The organism is Halopiger aswanensis (assembly GCF_003610195.1).
In the GTDB taxonomy this organism is placed as follows: domain Archaea; phylum Halobacteriota; class Halobacteria; order Halobacteriales; family Natrialbaceae; genus Halopiger; species Halopiger aswanensis.
Window position 1 is genome coordinate 1206581 of record NZ_RAPO01000002.1, and the last position, 18806, is coordinate 1225386.

Genomic DNA, 18806 nt, shown 5'->3' on the forward strand with positions numbered 1-18806 from the left:
TTTCGTCGTTCTCTCCGTCGGTCAGAGCCCGACGCCCTCCGCAAGCAACTCGTGCGAGCGGACGACGTCCTCGTGCTCGGCGATCGTATTCTGCACGACCACGCTATCGACGGCGACGCGATCCGTAAGCTGCTCGAGCAGCGCCGAAAGCGTCTCCGGACTCCCCGAAATCGAGCGCGACCACTCGCCCTCGGGGAGCGGGTTCGGCGTCGGCTCCGGCACGCCGCCGAGTTCGTCGATCGCGGCCTCGACGGTCGGCGGCGAGCCGACCTCGCCGCGTTGCAGCCGCCTGTAGGTCGCCTCGGCCGTCGCCCGCTGTCGGGCCGCTTCCTGATCGGTCTCGGCGCAGGCGACGTTGATCGCGAGCATGCCCTGGGGGCTGTCCGGTCCCGCACCGACGTCCGAGGGCACGAAGTGCTCGCGGTACGTCTCGAAGGCCCGTTCGGCGAGATTCGGGCGGATGAACGCGGCGAAGCAGTACCGAAGGCCCAGTTTGCCCGCGATCTCGGCGCTCGAGGGGCTCGAGCCGAGGACCCACGCCTCGGGAACGTCGTCGGCCGAGCGGGGAAGCGAGATGTCGGCATAGGGGTGGTCCTCGGGGAAGCCGTCGTAGAGGTGGCTCACCGTCGCCTCGATCTTCTCGGCGTGGTCCTCGTCGGGATTCTGCTTGTGTCGGTCGGTCCCCAGCGCCTGATCAACTGCGGGGATGCCGGTCGCGCGGCCGAGGCCGAGGTCGACCCGCCCGGGCGCCATCGCGTCGAGCGACGCGAACGTTTCGGCGACCTTGAACGGCTGATAGTGGTTGAGCAGCACCGTCCCGGAGCCGATCCGTATCTCGTCGGTTTCGGCCGCGAGGTGGGCGATCAACGTCTCCGGCGTCGTGCTCGCGATGTGGTCGGCCATGCCGTGGTGTTCGGCCACCCAGAATCGGTCGTAGCCGAGGTCTTCGGCCCGCCGGGCGAGATCGGTCGTGTTCGCGTACGCGTCGGTCGCGGTCCCGTCCTGCGGAACGGGTGCGAGATCGACGATCGAGAGGTCCATACCGGCCGTCGGAATCCCGGCCCCAATAATCCGTTCGTCGCGGCGCCGGTTGCCGTCGCTCGAGGATCCTCGAGACATGCACAATAAAAGAAAGTTAGGCGCTGCGCGGTTCGGCCGCGGGCGGCGTCGACTCGTCGACGCGACGGCCCGAGATCGCGACGATACCCATCGAGAGGCCGGTCATGAACAGGCTGACGCCGACGAGGAGGCCGATCGCCCACGAGGCGGTGGCCGGGAAGCCGACCCAGAGGAGGCCGGCGAGGACCAGCGAGATGACGCCGCTGGCGACGATCGAAGTGCGTCCTGGCTGGCCGGCCATGCGCAGCCCCATCCACAGTTCCGCGACGCCGTCGGCCAGCAGGTAGCCCACTAACACGAGCGTCAGAGTCACGAGGCCGACGACCGGGTTCATGAAGGCGATAAGGCCGGCGAGGATCGCCACGACGGCGAGGGCTGCCTGCCAGATGCGTCCGCGCCATCCGCGGGCCGTAACGGCGTGTGCACCGTGGACGACGCCGCTCAGCACGAGGAGGGCGCCGAAACCCATCGTCAGCGAGAGACCGGTCGCGAGCGGAAACGCGATCGCGAGGAGGCCGAGGAGGCCGACGACGGCACCCGCTATCGCGAGCGTGCGCCAGCCGTGTGCGAGAGAGTAGCCGTACGATTCGCCGTCAGTTGTCATCGAGTTCATTTGACTCACCGGTAATAGCTACGCCGTCCGAGGAGATAAAACGAGTATACGGTTTGACAGTAGATCGCGGTTTCGGACCGGTCAGCGGACGGGAGCGACCGTCTCGAGGCCGGTAGCCGTGTTTCTCCGCATTCGTCGATTCTCACGCACCGATCGAGAGTAAATCAAATAACGATATATCGAATCATCCGATCGGCGACAAACGCCGACCCGATCGCGCACGTCGTTCGCGGCGCAGGTTTAGGTCGTGCGAAAAATTATAAGAATATTGAAAAGTTATAAGAGGGTACGGACCCAAGCTGTAGTTGTCATGAACACGCAGAAGACCGTCCAACAGGAGGCCGGCACCGTCGAGGAGAACGCACTGCGACTCGAGCCCGAGAAGGCCGAACAGATCGTCGAGGCGCTGAACCGCGACCTCGCGGACGCGTACGTCCTCTACCACCAGCTTCACAAGCACCACTGGAACGTCGAAGGCGCCGAGTTCCTCGACATCCACGTCTTCCTCCAGGAAGTCTACGAGGACGTCGAGGAAGCCGCCGACGACGTCGCCGAGCGGCTGCAGGCCCTGGGCGGCGTTCCGCACGCCAACATGACGACGCTCGCCGAGAAGGCGACCGTCGAACCCGAGGACGAAGACGTCTACGACATCCGCACCTCGCTGGCGAACGACCTCGAGATGATGGGCGACATCATCGAGAGCTACCGCGAGCACATCGAACTCGCCGAAGGACTGGGCGACCACGCGACGTCTCAGATGCTGCGCGAACAGCTCGAGACCATCGAGGAACACGCCCACCACATCGAGCACTACCTCGAGGACGATACGCTCGTGCTCGAGTCGGCGACCCACTAACGCTACCGGTTCTCGCGCTGCAACCAGTTTTTCTGCCGTTTTCGATCGGATCAGACGGAAAGACCTGAGGATATCACTGACTGCCGAACAGGCACAGTAACGCCGCTACCGAGAGACGTCGATCGTCGTATCGCTCGCGATCCAGCCCTCGGTGTTGTCCGCCTCGATGAAGATCGTCTGCCCCGGACGGCTCTCACAGATCGAGATGTCGGGAACGGTCCGTTCATCAGCTGGACCGTCTCGATCCTGAGCGTCGTCCGTGTCGTGTGGTCGGGTAGCGTTCGTCATTGCGAGTGTTTAGGTGGGCCTAAAACAAAAGCGTATGGGTCGTCGCCGTAGATTGCGAGCCGATCGCTGCAATCGGCCGGACACGGCGGAGACGGTGGTGTCAGGACCCCTCGAGGGGCGACTGAACTACGTCGTCGTCGATCGACTCGGCAGCGTCGCCCTCGAGCAGCGTCTCGGCGACCCGCTCGGTGACGACGGGACTGACGCTGCCGGCGAGTTCCAGCGCCTCCGCCTCGGGGTTCTCGAGGTCGAGCACCTCGCGGAAGAACTGCGACAGCACGGCGTACGTTTCGTACAGTTCTTCGGCCGTCTCCCGGCCCTCCGCTGTGAGCGTCGCGCCCTCGTAGGGTTCGTACTCGAGGAGCCCTCGCGTCTCGAGTCGCTGGAGCATCTCGGTCGCGGCCGCTGGGGACCGGTCGAGTGCGTCGGCGACGTGGCCCGGCGAGACCGGCTCGCTCCGGGTTCTCGAGGCGCGATAGATGACGAGCAGGTACTGGGATTCACTCGTCATGCGACCCCGCGGCGGTACTCGATGCTGGTTCGGGAGTATCGGTGCGGGAGTCGGCCTCGCGAACGGGAACGCGTCCGAGCGTAACGCGCTCGTCGGTCCGCACGATGTCGGCGGTCAGAACGGCGCCCGACGCCGTGGCTACTGTCCGTCACAGGAGCGCCTTCCATGTGATTTAGGCACCCCTAAACAACCAAAGTAGTTTCGGATTTTAGGCCACCCTAAACCACCGGTGTTCGATAGCGGTGATGTTGTCGAACGCATGACGCGACGTCGCCAAGCCGATAACCAACGAAACGACGAGGGTGCTCGAGCGAGAACGAACGGGCGTGACCGGGAGCGAAGAGAGAGCCGACGGGGACGCGGACGGAAGCGGGCAAGACCGCCAAGAACGGCGTAAGTGCGATCTCTGCGGCGCGGACGTACCCGCGGCGAGCTATCACGAACATCTGCTCAAGGAGTGTCCGGGGCGGTGACCGAACCGACGTTCGAAGACGCTACTTCTCCTCGACGTGGCGCACTTCGGCCGCGATGCCGCGCGTACTTTCGGCCATCTCCCGGCCGAACATCTCGGCGCGGCCGACGGCGAAGGCCCTCGGCCCCTCGACGATGACCTCGTCGCCGACGCGGATGTCTTCGTCGGCGTCGACGACGCCCGGCGCGAGCACGCTACCGTGGGGGACGAAGCCGTCGATCTCGACGCGCTTGACCGGCGCGTCGCTCTCGAGCCAGCGGCGCGCGCCCTCGAGCGTAAAGGAGAGGGTGCCGTACTGCGGCACCATCGTCGCGAGTTGCTCGTCGTCGCCGTCCCGAACCTGGATCTTCGGGTAGCGACTCGTCGTCTGGATGTCCTCGAAGAGGTCGTCGCCGGCGCCGTCGCCGAGCAGGTAGTCCGCGATGGCGCGGACGGTGTTGTGCTCGCGCTCGCGCTTGGAGTACTTGAGTTCGCCCGACAGCGCCGTTCCGAGGTTCGAGAGGGACTCGTCGTCGGTCGGGTGCTCCGCGACGGTGTAGGTGATATCGAGCTCGAGTTCGTCCTCGACGCGCTCGACGATGTCGCGGTAGCCCTCGTCCGGAACGTGGGCGATGATTTCGGGGTACTCGTTGCGCTCGAGGTAGCGTCGCAGCACCTCGCTGACGAACCGCTTCTCGTCTTCGGACCAGCGGCCGGTGACGACGGTGTCGTAGTGTTGAGCCGGGTAGGTCGTCTCGAGTTCCTGCGGGACGACGCCGATCGGCGAGGTCATCGAGACGAGGTGGGCGCGCCACTGGATGATGTCGTGGAACTGCCGGTGGCTCTGGGACTCGCTGTAGGGCTTGGTGGCCGAGCAGGGCACCAGCACGAGCGGGTTGTCGAAGCGGTTGCGGTACCTCGTGGTCACGCGGTCGGCGAAGCGCTGGATCTCGACGCGCCGGAGGGTGTCCTCGGTCGCCGCCGAAATCTGGGCGTCCCGGAGGATGGGCGTGCGCTCCTCGAGGTACCCCCACTGGTCGTCCAGTTCCCGCATGGCGGCGGTGAGCCACTGGTCGTGGCGGGCCTGGCCCTCGACGTAATCGCGAAGCCGGCCGTCCCGAATCCGCCGGCGGACGATCGCCAGTTCCGACTCGAGGGCGTTGCGGTTGTGCTCGGCGCAGTCCTCGCGGGTGAACTCCTCGCGGGGTTGCTGGCATGCGGGGCAGTTACAGGGCAGTTCCTCGAGGTCCTCGAGGAAGTAGGCCTCGTCGGTGGTGAGATAGCGCCCCTCCGTCCCCTTCACGACGGCCGCCGTCGCGTCGAAGATGTCGACGCCGACGTAGGCCAGCAGGGCGACGTTGCGCGGCGTCGCGACGCCCGAGAACAGCAAGGCGGTGTCGGTCGGGATCTCCTCGCGGACGTTCACGACGGTCTCGACCAGCGCCGCGCCGTGGCCCATCGCGGACTGGACGTCCGAGACGGCGTAGGCGTCGGTGCCGTGATCGTCGACGTGGTCGCTCGAGACGACGGCGACGCTGGGGTAGTCGACGTCGGGGTAGTCGACGGCGAAGGATTCCTGCACTTCGTCGGCGGTGCCGCCGGGGAACGCGCGGTGCGGAAGGACGGTGAGTTTCGAGTCGTCACCCTCGGGGATCTCGCGAGAGTTGCTCCACAGCGAGCCCGCGTCCTCGAGCAGGTCGTCGACGAGCGCGGGGGTCGTGTGGGACTCAGTGAGTCGCAACTCGCCCACGCGCGCGGCCCCGTCGCGCTCGTGTACTTCGAAATACTCGGTCATACCCGAACTGGGTGGGGGAACGCGAAAGAGGCTGTCGGTCGCGTCCGACGGCGGCTACAACCGCTCACCCGCCGAACGTCGCGAAGACGAAGACCAGCCCCAGGTAGGCGACGACGATCCCGACTGCGACGAGGGGAATCGTCTCGAGGACGCCGTAGGAGCCGTTGCCGATCGAGCGGTCGCGCCGGGTCGCGGCGTCGCCGCTCGCGGGTTCGGTATCGACGCCGCCGTCGATCTCGTCGGTCGTCGGCATCACCTCGGGCAGCCCCTTCCGGTTCGCGTCCCATTTGTTGAGCGCGACTACCGCGACCGCGGTCGCGATGAACGCGAACGGCAGCAGGACGAACGGCGACGTGAGTCCGATGCCGTACAGCAGGAGCGTCACGACCGTGATGCCCGCGGCGGTACACGCGAACGGAATCTGCGTGTTGACGTGGTCGATGTGGTCCGACCCCGCGAAGATCGAGGACATCACCGTCGTGTCGCTGATCGGCGAGCAGTGGTCGCCCCAGATAGCGCCGCCGAACAGGACCCCGAGGACGACCGGCAGGATCGACGCGTCGGCGAGTTCGTACCCCAGCGGAATCGCCAGCGGCGTCAGGATGGCCATCGTCCCCCACGAGGTGCCGGTCGTGAACGCGACGAACATCGCCGCGGCGAAGATCAGGATCGGGAGGAAGGAGCCGGGGACGCCGCTCCCGACGAGCACGTCGACGATGAAGTCGGCGGTGCCGACCTGATCGGCGGCGTGGCCGATCGCCCACGCGAGGACGATGATCGCGACGGCGATCATCATCGTCTTGAAGCCGTCGATGATCGTATCGCTGGCCTCCTCGAGGCTCATCGTCCGGAACGCAAGCGCGCCGGCCATCCCGACGACCATGAACGCGAACGCGCCGTAGAGCAGGCCGAGCGCGACGTCGGTCTCCTGGAAGGCGGTCGCGACGTCGACGCCGGGCTCGTGGCCGCCGCCGAGCCACCACATCGCGACCAGCCCGACGACCAGCAGCGCCAGAATCGGCGCGAAGAAGTTAACCAGCGTCGGGTTCTGCTCGCTCGGCTCGCCGACGTCGCTCGAGACGTCCGACAGCGGCGTCGCGTCCTCGCGGATCGTCTCCTTCCGGCTGCGGGCGCGCCACTCGGCGTCGAGCATGGGGCCGTAGAACCGCTGGGTGATCGCGATGAACCCGACCATGAAGAAGGCGAGCAGACAGTAGATGTTCCACGGGATGCTCTGGAGGAACAGGCCGAACGCCGACAGTCCGAGGTCGTCGAGGGTGACGCGGGCGGCCTCGAAGCCGACGATGATCATCGAGACCTGGTAGCCGATCCAGTTCGAGACCGGGCCGAACGTGGTCACGGGCGAGGTCGTGGAGTCGAGGGCGTACGCGTGCATCTCGCGGGAGCTGTAGTTGTCTTCGGCGAGTTCCCGCGTCGCGTTGCCGGTGACGATGGTGCTCGTGTACGAGTCGAAGAAGATGAAGATCCCGATGAGCCACGTCAGGATCTGGGAGTCTCGAGCCGTGTTCACGCGGTGGCCGATCCAGTTCTGCAGCGCGATGACGCCGCCGGAGCGGTAGATGAAGGCCGCGCCGGCGCCCATGAACAGGATCAGGATGAGGAACCGCGTGTCGAACGGATCGCGGACGACCTCGACGATCCAGTCGATCGACAGGGCCGTCGCGGCGATCGGATTCCAGCCGGCGACCATCAACGCGCCGATCCAAACGCCTGCGAACAGCGACACCAGCACCTGCCGCGTGTACATCGCGAGTCCGATCGCGAGCAGCGGCGGTGCCAGCGCTAGTACACCGTATTCCGACATACGATCCGTGATTTTTAGAGGGACATAATAAGTGTGTGGTGTGTTGGCTAGCGAGAGTTTGACAAGTCAGTTCGCGGTGCCGCCGAGACGGCGTACCGCGTTGGCAGCGCTCGAGGGCAGAAGGGAACGTGAAGACCGAGAGAAAGACGGCAGCGAACGGACGTAACCGACCACACCGTCGGATCAGGCAGTCTCGAGGAACCGCGCCGTCGCCGACGTGTGCCCGCGGTTGAACGAGAGGATCTTGATCTCGATCACGTCGCCCGCCGCGACGCTCGAGGGGACGTCCTCGACGAAGACGACGAACCCCTCGATCTTGCAGACGGCGTGACGATCACCGGAGTGGTGCTCGGTGAACTCGTGGACGGCGACCGCTTCCACGTCGCCGATGTCGACCGGCGGCTCGCGCTCCTGAGCCTCGCGGTGGCGTCGCCACGATTTGAGGCGGTCCGTCGACCGGAGCCCGCCGACGACGCGGGGCAGGAGCCACGTCGCAACGACGAGGGCGACGACAAGCACGAGGACGGCAGCCACGAGCCCGAGCATCGTTCTCGTGCGTGTCAGAGAGCCCCACCACCTTGGACGTTCTGATCCGTTGGCTGGACCCGGCTGGCGGTATCGCTCACAGCCGACGAACCAAAAGCGCTTCTCGCTGGACGAAAAACGGAGCCTATGGGGTTCGAACTCGACGATATCGATAGGGGGATCCTCCATCGACTGCAGGACGACGCGCGACACACGACGGCGGCCGATATCGCCGGCGAGGTCGGCGTGACCGCCAACACCGTCCGGAACCGGATTCAGCGCCTCGAGGAGGCGGGCGTGATCGCCGGCTACGTACCGCTGATCGACTACGAGCAGACCGAGAAATCGATGCACATGGTGGTCCAGTGTACGGTGCCGATCCACGAGCGCGGCGAGGCGGCCGCGACGGCCCTCGAGTTCGACGGCGTCGTCGCGGTCCGCGAACTCATGACCGGCGACCGGAACCTACGGATCGACCTCGTCGCGGCGGATACCGACGAGATCACGGCGATCGTCAGTCGACTCCAGCGGGCCGGAATCGACGTCAGCGAGGAGGAACTCCTCAAAGCCGAATATCGACAGCCGTTCGATCACTTCGGCGCGGATACGGTCGAGGAGTAGGACAGCGTTCGGGAGTGTTGCTCGAGGTGAGACGATCGAGGACCATCGAAACGCCGAACGGTCCCGGGTGGTATTACGAACGATATTGCATTATAGATTCGGAAAACGAAACTAGATCGAGAAATTTCGACTCAAAGTGAGAATGCCCGCTATCCTTTTATGTGCCGGAGCGTTTGAGTAGATCGTGAATCACTCATCTATCGGTTCGACTGACGGCGGCTTCGAGGAGCCCGTGAGCATCACTGTCATCACGGCAGTCGCGGCACGGCGCGGCGTCGAACCGACGGCACTGCCGCCCTTATACGAGTGGATCGATCCGGATGCCCTCGATTCGCTGTTCGAGCCGACTCGAAGGGGCGGTCCGCGAGGTGGCCGGGTCTCGTTCGTCTACGATGAGCACGATATCGTCGTCGCGTTCGACGACGGCCTCGAGATCACGATCGACGGAACGACGGCCGAGATCACCGCAGCCGAACCGGCGGCGCCAGTCCTCGAGTCGGACGAGTTCCGGTCCGGCGTCTAACGCCGACTCACCCCGCCACCCGCCGTCAGTTCCGCCGACGTCGGTTCGGCCCTGCGGATGCGAATACGTCTCTTTCGTTTTTCGGCTCGACCGTGAGCGGCTGTGCTGGCGCCGTTACGCCCCTGTAAGATCGATCAGGTCGACCGAGTCGGGAACGCGCTCGAGGACGTCGGCCGGCCAGCCGCGGTGTGCGAGCGCGAGATCGGTGTCGGGGTTCGCCGCGGCGAGTTTGGCGACGCCGTCGGCGGCGGCCGCCTGTGCCGCACGATCGGTCCGTGCAGGCACTTCGGCGGTGAGCGGGTAGCTCTTCGAGAGCGCCCGCGGGAACGGGCCGAAAGGCGGTTCGACCCGCCAGGAGTCGTCGTACTGGTCGCCCCGCGGCGCGTCCCCCTCCGTGAGCAGGAGCGAGTCCGGCACCGAGAGCCGCTCGAGGCGCTCGTGGTGCCGGAGAACCTCGGGACGGCGCGCGCTCTCGTGGGAGACGTGGAAGAACGCGCCCTTCGAGACGGGATCGGACCGCTCGAGTTGCGCGGCGTGGTCGAGCAGCGTCCGGTAGCCGTCGAGCATCGTCGGGTGGGCGCGGGCGCGCTGCTCGACGAGTTCGAGGAGGTTGCCGGCGCGGATGGCCTGTTTGACGCGGCGGATCTCCTCGAAGGTGACGTGGAGGTTGTGCGCGGCGAGTTCCTCCTCGCGAGCGCGGTCGGGCAGCGCGCGGAGGTCGTCGGGCGAGTGCTCGGTGCAGACCGGACAGGAACAGGGCAGGTACTCGAGGTCCTCGAGTTGGCGGGTTCCGCGGACGGTGAGGTAGCGGTCGTCGCGAGCGTACAGCGCGTAGGCCGCGGAGTCGAACAGGTCACAGCCCATCGCGACGCCGAGCGCGAACATCATGGGGTGGCCGGCGCCGAAGAGGTGGACCGGCGCGTCGGCGCCCAGGCCGCGCTTGGCGGCGGCGACGACGTCGACCATGTCGTCGTACCGGTAATCGTTCATCAGCGGGACGACCGCACCGACGGGGAAGACGTCGAGGGCCGTCGCGTCGGCGTGGCGGCCGGCCTCCTCGCGGAGGTCGGGGTAGGTCGATCCCTGGACCGGCGCGGTAACCAGCATGTCGCCGGTGTCGACGGTTTCGGCGACCTCGAGTCGTTCCTGCGTGGTCGCGAGTTCGTCCTCGGCGCGCTCGCGGTCGACGTCCGGCGGCGTCGGAATGTCGACCGGCGTGCCGATGTCCGAGCCGATCCGGTGCTGGAACTCGAGGATCTCCTCGGTGGTGACGTCGATCTCGCCGTACTCCGACAGCTGGAACGAGCCGGAGTCGGTCATGATCGCGCCGGGGAAATCCAGCACCTCGTGGAGGCCGTCCTCGAGGGCCCGCTCGCGGACGTCCTCCGTTCCGTGGATGATGTAGGAGTTCGTGATGAGAATCTCGGCGCCGAACTCCTCGGCCATGCGGCGCGGACTGATCGTGTCTAAGTTTGGGTTGATCACCGGCAGCAGGGCCGGCGTCTCGACGGTGACGTCCGCGCGGGGAACGGTGAGTTCGCCGATTCGCCCGCCGGCGTCGGTGTCCCGGATCTCGAAGCACTCGCGCATCGGCCGTCCGTTGGCGGGGCCGACGTAAGTCAGTGCAGGTTTCGACCGACCGTCCGGTCGCCGTCCGGTTGGTGTCAGTTCGCGATAGTCGGGCAGCTGATCGCGCGGTAAATATTCCGTTTTCCGGCGGTTTCAGCCCTCGAGCAGCAATCGCAGGCACAATCCGGATTTGCTAGGCGATCGGAACGGATGTCGAGTTCGATTACGGTCATCGATCCCGATACGGTGAAACGCCGATTAGCGACCGTTGCAGGATTCAAACTGGCTGTTTCTTCGGGACAAGCCCGTAACAGTCACCTCGTTTTAGCCGTCCGACGGCGGTAGCACCGGGTGCATGGTTTCACGATCACAGCAACTCGGTGTGGTCTTCATGGCACTGCTAGTCGCCATCTCGGGGGGTCCCGCCCTCGCAGGTGCGACAACAACAGCCGACGACGCCGAGGCGGGAGACGTGAGCGCAACGCTCGAAAACGTACAGGTCGAAACCCTCGATCTCGATAACGTGACGGTCGAGAACGCGACGATCGAGGAGCTGAACGTCGAGGAGTTCGACGCCGACACGTCCGAACTCGAGGACGAGCTCGACGCCGGTGGCGAGAACGAGACCGACGCGGCCGACGATAACGAAACTGACAACGAAACCGCGTCCGCCGGCGAGGAAGTGACGATATCCGACATCCAGCTCGAACAGCTCGAACTCGAGAACGTCTCGATCGAGGAACTCGAGCAGGACGGCGATAACGAGACCGACGCTGCCGACGACAACGAGACTGATGTTGCTGTCGACGAAGACGACAACGAAACTGACGTCGCCGTCGACGAGGATGAGAACGAGACCGACGTCGCCGTCGACGAGGAGGACAACGAAACGGACGCAACCGACAACGAGAGCAGTCAACAGAGTCTGATCGACGAGGGCACGAGCGAGCTCACCGTCCAGGAGCTCACCATCGAGACGATGGACGTCGAGCAGCTTTCGATCGACGAGATCACCGTCGAGGACGGCACGGGCACCGACGAGATGGCGGACAACGAGAGCGACGATAACGAGACGGACGTCACTCTCGACGAAGACGACAACGAAACGGACGTCGCTATCGACGATGACGACAACGAGACGAACGTCAGCGTCGATGAAGACGATAACGAGACCGACGCGACCAACGAGAGCAGCAGCGAGCAGCAGTTCGAGGAGCTGACCATCGAACAGTTCGACGTCGACGAGATCAGCATCGACTCGATGACGGTCCAGCAGGTCGAGGAAGGAACCGCGGCTGACGATGGTTCGGACGGTCTCGACAACGAGACGGACGATAACGAGACGAACGTTAGCGTCGACGACGACAACGAGACCGACGTCGCCATCGATGAGGACGACAACGAGTCCGAAACGGAAACGATGACCGACGACGCGGACAACGAGACCGCGTCCGACGGCGAGACTGAGACCGTCTCGCAGGCGTCCGCGTCCATGATCGAGATCGGCAACGCGACCACCGACACGCTGACGCTCGGCGACGCCGCCGACCTCGAGAACATCGGACAGACCGACGACACTGAGACGAACGATACCGAGACGGACGTCGGGATGGACGACGAAGACGACAACGACACCGAGACGACGAACGACAGCGAGCTCGGTGACGACGACAACGAGAGCGACACCGAGCTGGCCGCCATCCTGCACTGATCGCCCGGTCGTTCACGCGGGACAACGCACGCGACCGGTCGGTCGGTCGACTGGTCACCCGGCTATCTTTTTCGACGCGTACTGTCGCCCCAGTAAAATATTGTTTTCTGAGGAGTTCTATAAGGCGGTAGCGGTCGCAGGCAGAACGCTGAGGGCGCTCGAACGAACGTTCAAACTCGCCGTTCGAGACACTCATCGAAACGGAAACGAGGAACGGACGATTAGGGCGCTTCGGGCGGATTCTAACGCCGTGTTTCTGCGAGATAACGCCGTAACAGTCGCCTCGTTTTAGCCGGGATACGCCGGTAGGAAGGTAGTGCATGGTTGCACGATCGCACAAAATCGGTGTAGTATTCGCGGCGCTGATGGTTGCCCTTTCATTTTCGGGGGGTTCCGCCCTCGTCGGTGCGACGACAGGGACAACCGCGACTGCGAACGACGCTGAAACGGGAGACGTGAGCGCGACGCTCGAAAACGTACAGGTCGACGTTCTCGAACTGGAGAACGTTACCGTCGAGAACGCGACGATCGAGGAGTTGAACGTCGAGCAACTCAACGCCAGTACGGAGCAACTCCAGCAGGAGCTCAACGCGAGCGAGGACGGCAACGAAACGAACGCAACTGACAACGAGACGAACGCGACGACCGGCAACGAAACGAACGCCACCGGAGAGAGCGTGACGCTTTCCGGCATCGAGATCGAGCAGCTCGCGTTCGAGAACGTCTCGTTCGAAGAGCTCGAGCTGGATAGCGGTGAAATGGCGGCTGACAACGCGACGGACGACAACGAAACCGACGACAACGAAACTGACGACAACGAGACCGGCATGACCGCCGGCGACATGAACGAAAGCAGCGGGCAGGATCTGATCGAGGAAGACACGAACGAGCTCGCGGTCCAAGAGCTCACCATCGAGACGATGGACGTCCAGGAGATGTCCGTCGAAAGCCTCGAGGTTGAGGAAGGTGGCGGCATTCTCGGCCAGATCGGCGACTTCATCGGCGGCATCTTCGGCGGCGACGGAGACGGCGGCGGTGACGAGAACCAGAGCGGCAACGAGACGAACGCGACCGCCGGCAACGAATCCGCACAGGAGATCGACGAGCTCACGATCGAGCAGTTCGACGTCGACGAGGTCGTGATCGACCAGATGTCGATCCAGAGCCTGCAGGAAGGTGACGCGGCTGCCGGCAACGAGACGGCCACCGAGAACGAGACTGGCATGGAGTCCGAGAACGAGACGGCCAACGAGACCGAGATGGACACCGAGATGGACACCACGAGCGGCGAAACCATCTCGCAGGCCTCCTCGGCACACGTCGGCATCGAAACCCTCGAGGCCCAGAACATGACCATCGAGGATCCGAGCGACCTCGAGGACGTGACGGCGAGCAACGAGACGAGCGGAAACGCGACGGACGAGAACGCGACCGGCGAGAACGAGACCGGCAACGAGTCGGCCAACGAAAGTGAAGAAGTCGGTGGCGTAGACAGCGCGAGCGACGATGAAGAGGCCGGACAGTAATCGATCGCTCGAGTAGGCTAACCGGCGAATCGCTGACCGCTCCCGAGCGGTCATACCGAGGACTCGATCATTTTTGCAGTCCGTCGTGCGAAGGCGCGCAGCAGCGCCGTAACTATAGTCGACGGACCGACTGTGGACACCGTGGACACTCCCGGCGTTGATGTGGCTAACTGAGCGACCGCAACGGCGAGCGTGGAAGTCGACGGGCACCGACGACCGAAGCGCTCGAAAAGAGCGGCCGTCGCAGAACCAGAACCGAACCTGGCCGAAGATTACGCCGTCGCCTCGAGCAACTGGTAGTACGACAGCGCGAGTACCGTGCGGCCGTCGCGGATCTCGCCGTCGCGGACGGCTGCGAGCAGGTCGTCGAACGCCAGCGGCGTCACTCTGATGCTCTCGTTGTGATCGAGTTGCTGGTCCGCGCTCGGCCGACAGCCGCGGGCGACGAAGAAGTGGACCACCGAGTCGGCGATGCCGTTGGCCGGCTCGACGGTCACCAGCGGCTCCAACTCGTCGGCTTCGTGGCCGGTTTCCTCGCGGAGTTCGCGTCGGGCGGCCGCCTCGAGGTCGTCGTCCTCGGGTTCGGTGCCGCCGACGGGGAGGCTGCGGTTGACCCGGTCGACGGCCTGGCGCCACTCCTCGATGCAGACGACGTCCCCGTCGGGCGTGAACGGAAGGATGGAGACGCTTTCGGGCTCGGAGACGTAATCGAAGTCGGTTTCGGTCCCGTCGGGGAGGCGAACGGACTCGTTAACGACGTCGAACCCCGGACAGGAGTAGACGACGTCCTGCTCGAGGGTGTCCCAGGCGAGCGGATCCGATGACATACCGACCCGTACGGACGGTGGGCTGAAAAACGACCCGTCACGGAACGGACCGGTATGGACCGGAATCCGTCCCGGTTAGCGGACCATATTCGCCCTACGTACCGCGTTCTCGGTCGCGGTCGGGACGTACCAGCTCTATAACAAAGCCACAGATCGGTGAACGTTAGGACTCAGAGGGTGATCCATGGATCAACTAACTGGATTCCAGCGTGACTTGCTGTACGTCATCGCAGGGAAAGACCGTCCATCAGGACAAGAGATTCTCGACGACATCAACCGCTACATCGATCAGCCGGTGACCCACGGCCGGCTGTATCCGAACCTCGACACGCTCGTCGAGAAGGAACTCGTCGAGAAGGGCCAACTCGATCGACGGACGAACTACTACGCGCTGACCCCGAAGGGCCGGCGCGTACTCGAGCAGCGCCAGGAGTGGGTCGACCAGTACGTCGACGTCTAACTCCTGGTTTTCGGCGCTATTCTGACCGGTTCCGGTGCAGTGGTCGATGTAGAGACGGCGGCCTCCTGACGCTCGTTAGTTCTCAGGAGGGGGACAGGAGTCGCACCTCTCGAGTGCGGTGGAGCTGTCGGTCGTCACTATCGTCGATCGAGAGCACGACGGACGATCTCGTCGAGCGCAAACGACCGGTGGCTCGAGCCGTCACCCAATCCGTGTCGGTGGTCCCGCAATCGATAGCAGTGGTAGTGGTGGTAGTGAGGACGGGCGCGGTAAGATGGATGGCGAGCGGGGACGGCAGTGCTGACTCGTTGCTGCATCCGTCATCGTCGGACTCGAGTACGAAACCAGAGCAGTCCGATTGCGGATGCAGTGAGACCGGTCCGTAGGGTGAGCGAACCAGCAGAAAAGGCCCCCTACAACCGACCGTAGCGACTGTATGTCGCGGTTTATGCAGGGGCAAACGGCACAGAGCGCTCCGGGAGCGCGACAGGGGCCGTGTTACCGAAAGAAGGCGCCGTCAGTGTGGCAGCGCAGCGTCAGCGACGGGTGACGGACAGCACCGGTCAGTAGTCGCTGTCGTCGCTCTCGTTGGTCACTGACTCGTTGTCGACGTCCGACTCGTTGCCGACGTCCGACTCGTTGCCGACGTCCGACTCGTTGCCGACGTCCGACTCGTTGCCGACGTCCGAATCGTCGTCAAGCGCGGATTCGGACTCAGTATCCGCGTCGTCGGCGTCCTCGTCGTCACCCATCGGCTCTTCGTCCATCTCCTCGGCCGAGTCGTCATCGACGTCGTCGGCGTCGTTCGCATCCATCGTCCCGTCGAGGAGGATGGTCGTGTCGAACGAGCGGTCGTCCTCGTCGGCCGATCCGTCGTCCGACTCGTCGCTGCTGCCGAGGTCCGAATCGGTCTCGGTCCCGTTGTCGTCGTCCGTTTCGTTGCCGATGCCCGCGGTTTCGTTACCGGCGTCGTCAGTCCCGTTGGCGTCGACATCGGCTTCCTCGTCGGATGCGTCGCCGCCGAGGTCGTCGGCCGGCTCGAGGTAGCCGATCGCGTAGATCGTGTAGCCCTGCCCCCGGTCGACCTCGAGGTCGACGGAGGCGACGGGTTCGGGGTCCTCGGTGCCGATCGCGTCGGACTCACCGTCCGCATCGCCAGCCTCGTCGTCGCTGGCGTTGAGGCCGGACTCGTCGTCGCTGGCGTTGAGGCCGGACTCGTCGTCGCCGTCGGCTTCCATGCCACCGATGACGGGGCCGTCCACGTCGGCGGCGTCGTAGATATCGAGCGTCACGTCGCCGGCGGAAACGCCGATGTATCCGGACGGTTCGGTGTACCCGACATCCTCGAAGAGCACCTGCCCGGAATCGACGGCGACGGCGACGTTCGGGGCGTCCGGCGAGGCGTGGACCAGTCGGACCTGGCCGGCGTCCTCGCCCTTGATCGCGTTGTCGACCTCTTCCTCGGGTCGGTCGACCAGCAGGAGGACGTCGAACGTGCCCGTCTCCCCGAGCGGGTCCTCGTCAGCGGCGCCCTCGTCGTCGGGCTCGACGACCTCGTCGTCCGTAGCGTTGTCGTCGCCGTCCGTTTCGTTGGCGACCGACTCGTTGCCGTAGTCGCCGGCCTCGGAGTCGGTGCTATTGTCGTCGCTATCGGACGAGAGAGCGTCACCTTCGTCAGCGCCGAGGCCGCCCGCCTCGTCCTCGAGTTCGAGTTCGCCGATCGCGGCGGCCGTGTAGTAGCCCGAGCCGACGTTGATCTGCTGTTCGTAGACGACGGCTTCCTCGTCGCCCGCGGCCGTTATCGTCAGGGTATACGTGCCCGGGATGATCTCGAGATACGGCGAGACGTCGTCGTACGCGACGTCCGTGAGGATTTGCTGGTCGTTAACGTAGACGTCCACCTCGGGCGCGTCGGGCGAGAAGTGGGCGACGCGGATCGCGCCCGTCTCCTCGTCCTCGTCGGCCTGTGCGGATTCGTCTCGCTCGTCGTCCTCGTGCTGGTTGACCGCGAGGACCGAGTTCGAGAGGGCCGATCCTGCGCCGACTACGCCGATCGTCTTGATGGTCGAGCGTCGTGAGAGTGTCATACGGCAGTCGGAACCGGGGGTCTCGAGACGAAAAACAGGCCAGTCAGTTACCCTGATTGTCGGCTCGTTTATTCAGTCCGGCTCAGCGTAGCGGTCTCGTAACGGATCGAAACGCCAACCTACGCACGAATATGGGGACGTTTGGCGCACGAGCCGTGGCCGACGGAATCGGCAGTGGCCCGTGCCACCCCGGGGTGACGGTACAGCCACACTAGCGTGTCACAGCGGTGGCACCAATCGAGCGGAGACAGGCAGCGGGCAGACGATAGCGCTGGAACTCGAGAGCCAGGCGGAGCTAAGCGAGTTGTCTGATAGCACGACACAATCGAGAGCAGCGACACGAGGGCTCAGCCGCGCACCTCCGCGTCGACGGCGGTCCGAACGACGCGAGCGAGGCCGAGCGTAGCGACGAACGTTCCGGCGAGCACGAGGAGCACGAACAGCACGACACCGAGACCGACCGCACCGAGATTCGAGTAGGCGAACAGCGGCGCGGTAACCGTCTGGGCCAGCGCGATCACGAGCAGGCCCGCTGCGATGCGGATCGACGCGCGCCAGTAGGCGCCGTATTCGTCCGGCGAGAGTTCCATGCGCCGTCGTGTGAACCCCGCCGTCAAAAACGCTCGTGTCTCGACTACTCGTTCGGCCGGTCGACGCCCCGAACGCCGGCCGCGATATCGCCGGCGACCCGCGCCGTCGTTTGGCGGTCGATCCGCCGCGTCTCGAACACGTCGTGAGCGCTCTCGGCTGCCTGCTCGTCGATCTCGAACTCGAGGTCCGGATAGTCGACGCCGGTCAACACGAGCGGCTCCGGCGGCGCGGGCGGAATCCCCTCGTGGCCCGGCAGTGACTCGGACGCCAGCGCTCGGTCGACGGCCTCGAGCGACGCCTCGCCGGTGCCAACGCGACGGGCGAGCGAAACGAGTCGTCGGACCAGTTCGCGAGCGAAGCCGTCCGCCGTCACGGTGATGACGAGGTAGTCACCGTCGCGGGTCGCCTCGAGCGCCGGCGCCCGCTCCGTATTGTGTTCGTCCGGCGTGAGATTGTGGAAGTCGTGCGGGCCGGAGAGGGCGTCGCAGGCCGCGACGAAGCGGTCGTCGTCGACGCTCGAGGGCGGGGCGTGGAGGTGGTAGGTGTACTCCCGACGAGTCGCGTGGTGAGTCGCGTGGAAGCCGTCGGGCGCCGCCGCCGCTGCCCACGCGCGGACGTCGGCGGGGAGTTCGCCGTTCAGCGCCCGCGGTGTGAGCCAGTCGGGCGCTTCGAAGGCGATCGTCTGGGCGAGCGCCGAGACGCCCCGATCGGTGCGGCCGGCGGCGGCGTAGCCGGCGGGTTTGTCGGCGTCCGCGTCGAGCACCTCGAGCGAGCGCAGGGCGTCGAAGACGGCGTCCTCGACGGTCGGGACGTCGGGCTGGCGCTGGAACCCGTAGTAGTCGGTGCCGTCGTAGGCGAGCCGGAACGCGCGCATCGAGGCCATCGGTGGATACCTCGAGCCACGGGCG

General features: G+C 65.3%; 18 protein-coding genes. 6 read left to right on the plus strand and 12 right to left on the minus strand.

Translation table 11 applies throughout. The annotated features are described in order from the left end of the window. Nucleotides 1-21: 21 nt before the first annotated feature. Both ATJ93_RS12835 and ATJ93_RS12840 read right to left on the minus strand, forming a co-directional pair. Nucleotides 22-1041: an LLM class flavin-dependent oxidoreductase gene (locus tag ATJ93_RS12835; RefSeq protein WP_120245006.1), complete on the minus strand. Its 1020-nt coding sequence runs from the start codon at nucleotides 1039-1041 to the stop codon at nucleotides 22-24. Nucleotides 1042-1135: 94 nt separating this feature from the next. Beyond that, complete coding sequence (locus tag ATJ93_RS12840; protein WP_120245007.1) at nucleotides 1136-1732, minus strand: HdeD family acid-resistance protein; 597 nt, start codon at nucleotides 1730-1732, stop codon at nucleotides 1136-1138. Nucleotides 1733-2042: 310 nt separating this feature from the next. Between ATJ93_RS12840 and dpsA the strand changes: the two genes are divergently transcribed. Then, a complete protein-coding gene (gene dpsA, locus ATJ93_RS12845; protein ID WP_120245008.1) occupies nucleotides 2043-2588 on the plus strand; it encodes a DNA starvation/stationary phase protection protein DpsA in 546 nt (181 codons plus the stop codon). 105 nt (nucleotides 2589-2693) lie between these two features. On the opposite strand, the gene ATJ93_RS12850 is transcribed toward dpsA, so the two are convergent. The 5 genes from ATJ93_RS12850 to ATJ93_RS12870 all read right to left on the minus strand — a co-directional run bounded on the left by ATJ93_RS12850 (nucleotide 2694) and on the right by ATJ93_RS12870 (nucleotide 8004). Next, nucleotides 2694-2876: a DUF7331 family protein gene (locus ATJ93_RS12850; protein WP_120245009.1), complete on the minus strand. Its 183-nt coding sequence runs from the start codon at nucleotides 2874-2876 to the stop codon at nucleotides 2694-2696. A 100-nt stretch (nucleotides 2877-2976) separates the two neighbouring features. After that, nucleotides 2977-3387: a metal-dependent transcriptional regulator gene (locus ATJ93_RS12855; RefSeq protein WP_120245010.1), complete on the minus strand. Its 411-nt coding sequence runs from the start codon at nucleotides 3385-3387 to the stop codon at nucleotides 2977-2979. A 494-nt stretch (nucleotides 3388-3881) separates the two neighbouring features. Continuing rightward, nucleotides 3882-5633 (minus strand): archaeosine synthase subunit alpha, encoded by a 1752-nt coding sequence (gene arcS / locus ATJ93_RS12860; protein WP_120245011.1) that lies wholly within the window; start codon nucleotides 5631-5633, stop codon nucleotides 3882-3884. A 64-nt stretch (nucleotides 5634-5697) separates the two neighbouring features. After that, nucleotides 5698-7458, minus strand: a complete 1761-nt coding sequence (locus tag ATJ93_RS12865; protein ID WP_120245012.1) for a Na+/H+ antiporter NhaC family protein — start codon at nucleotides 7456-7458, stop codon at nucleotides 5698-5700. 183 nt (nucleotides 7459-7641) lie between these two features. Further along, the gene (locus ATJ93_RS12870; RefSeq protein WP_120245013.1) at nucleotides 7642-8004 is read right to left on the minus strand and encodes a TRAM domain-containing protein; all 363 of its coding nucleotides are present in this window, start codon (nucleotides 8002-8004) and stop codon (nucleotides 7642-7644) included. A 126-nt stretch (nucleotides 8005-8130) separates the two neighbouring features. Between ATJ93_RS12870 and ATJ93_RS12875 the strand changes: the two genes are divergently transcribed. After that, nucleotides 8131-8604 carry an Lrp/AsnC family transcriptional regulator gene (locus ATJ93_RS12875; RefSeq protein WP_120245014.1) on the plus strand — a complete coding sequence of 158 codons (474 nt, stop codon included), beginning with the start codon at nucleotides 8131-8133 and terminating at the stop codon, nucleotides 8602-8604. Between the two features lie 184 nt (nucleotides 8605-8788). Continuing rightward, complete coding sequence (locus ATJ93_RS12880; protein ID WP_120245015.1) at nucleotides 8789-9127, plus strand: HalOD1 output domain-containing protein; 339 nt, start codon at nucleotides 8789-8791, stop codon at nucleotides 9125-9127. A gap of 114 nt (nucleotides 9128-9241) precedes the next feature. Here the strand turns inward: ATJ93_RS12880 and tgtA are convergent, their stop codons facing one another. Then, nucleotides 9242-10717 (minus strand): tRNA guanosine(15) transglycosylase TgtA, encoded by a 1476-nt coding sequence (gene tgtA / locus ATJ93_RS12885; RefSeq protein WP_120245016.1) that lies wholly within the window; start codon nucleotides 10715-10717, stop codon nucleotides 9242-9244. 334 nt (nucleotides 10718-11051) lie between these two features. On the opposite strand from tgtA, the gene ATJ93_RS12890 reads away from it, so the two are divergent. Next, nucleotides 11052-12407: a midas domain-containing protein gene (locus tag ATJ93_RS12890; protein WP_211334056.1), complete on the plus strand. Its 1356-nt coding sequence runs from the start codon at nucleotides 11052-11054 to the stop codon at nucleotides 12405-12407. A 455-nt stretch (nucleotides 12408-12862) separates the two neighbouring features. Next, nucleotides 12863-13933, plus strand: coding sequence for a putative sodium/potassium/calcium exchanger (locus ATJ93_RS12895; protein WP_245977557.1), 1071 nt, complete (start codon nucleotides 12863-12865; stop codon nucleotides 13931-13933). A gap of 272 nt (nucleotides 13934-14205) precedes the next feature. On the opposite strand, the gene ATJ93_RS12900 is transcribed toward ATJ93_RS12895, so the two are convergent. Beyond that, the gene (locus tag ATJ93_RS12900; RefSeq protein WP_120245019.1) at nucleotides 14206-14760 is read right to left on the minus strand and encodes an NUDIX hydrolase; all 555 of its coding nucleotides are present in this window, start codon (nucleotides 14758-14760) and stop codon (nucleotides 14206-14208) included. 184 nt (nucleotides 14761-14944) lie between these two features. Here ATJ93_RS12900 and ATJ93_RS12905 point away from each other — a divergent pair, with 184 nt between their 5' ends. Continuing rightward, nucleotides 14945-15220 carry a PadR family transcriptional regulator gene (locus ATJ93_RS12905; RefSeq protein ID WP_013881082.1) on the plus strand — a complete coding sequence of 92 codons (276 nt, stop codon included), beginning with the start codon at nucleotides 14945-14947 and terminating at the stop codon, nucleotides 15218-15220. Between the two features lie 563 nt (nucleotides 15221-15783). On the opposite strand, the gene ATJ93_RS12910 is transcribed toward ATJ93_RS12905, so the two are convergent. The 3 genes from ATJ93_RS12910 to truA all read right to left on the minus strand — a co-directional run bounded on the left by ATJ93_RS12910 (nucleotide 15784) and on the right by truA (nucleotide 18772). Continuing rightward, nucleotides 15784-17307 (minus strand): DUF4397 domain-containing protein, encoded by a 1524-nt coding sequence (locus ATJ93_RS12910; protein ID WP_120245020.1) that lies wholly within the window; start codon nucleotides 17305-17307, stop codon nucleotides 15784-15786. Between the two features lie 347 nt (nucleotides 17308-17654). After that, nucleotides 17655-17897, minus strand: a complete 243-nt coding sequence (locus tag ATJ93_RS12915) for a hypothetical protein (protein WP_120245021.1) — start codon at nucleotides 17895-17897, stop codon at nucleotides 17655-17657. Between the two features lie 44 nt (nucleotides 17898-17941). Beyond that, nucleotides 17942-18772 carry a tRNA pseudouridine(38-40) synthase TruA gene (gene truA / locus ATJ93_RS12920; protein ID WP_120245022.1) on the minus strand — a complete coding sequence of 277 codons (831 nt, stop codon included), beginning with the start codon at nucleotides 18770-18772 and terminating at the stop codon, nucleotides 17942-17944. Nucleotides 18773-18806 lie beyond the last annotated feature (34 nt).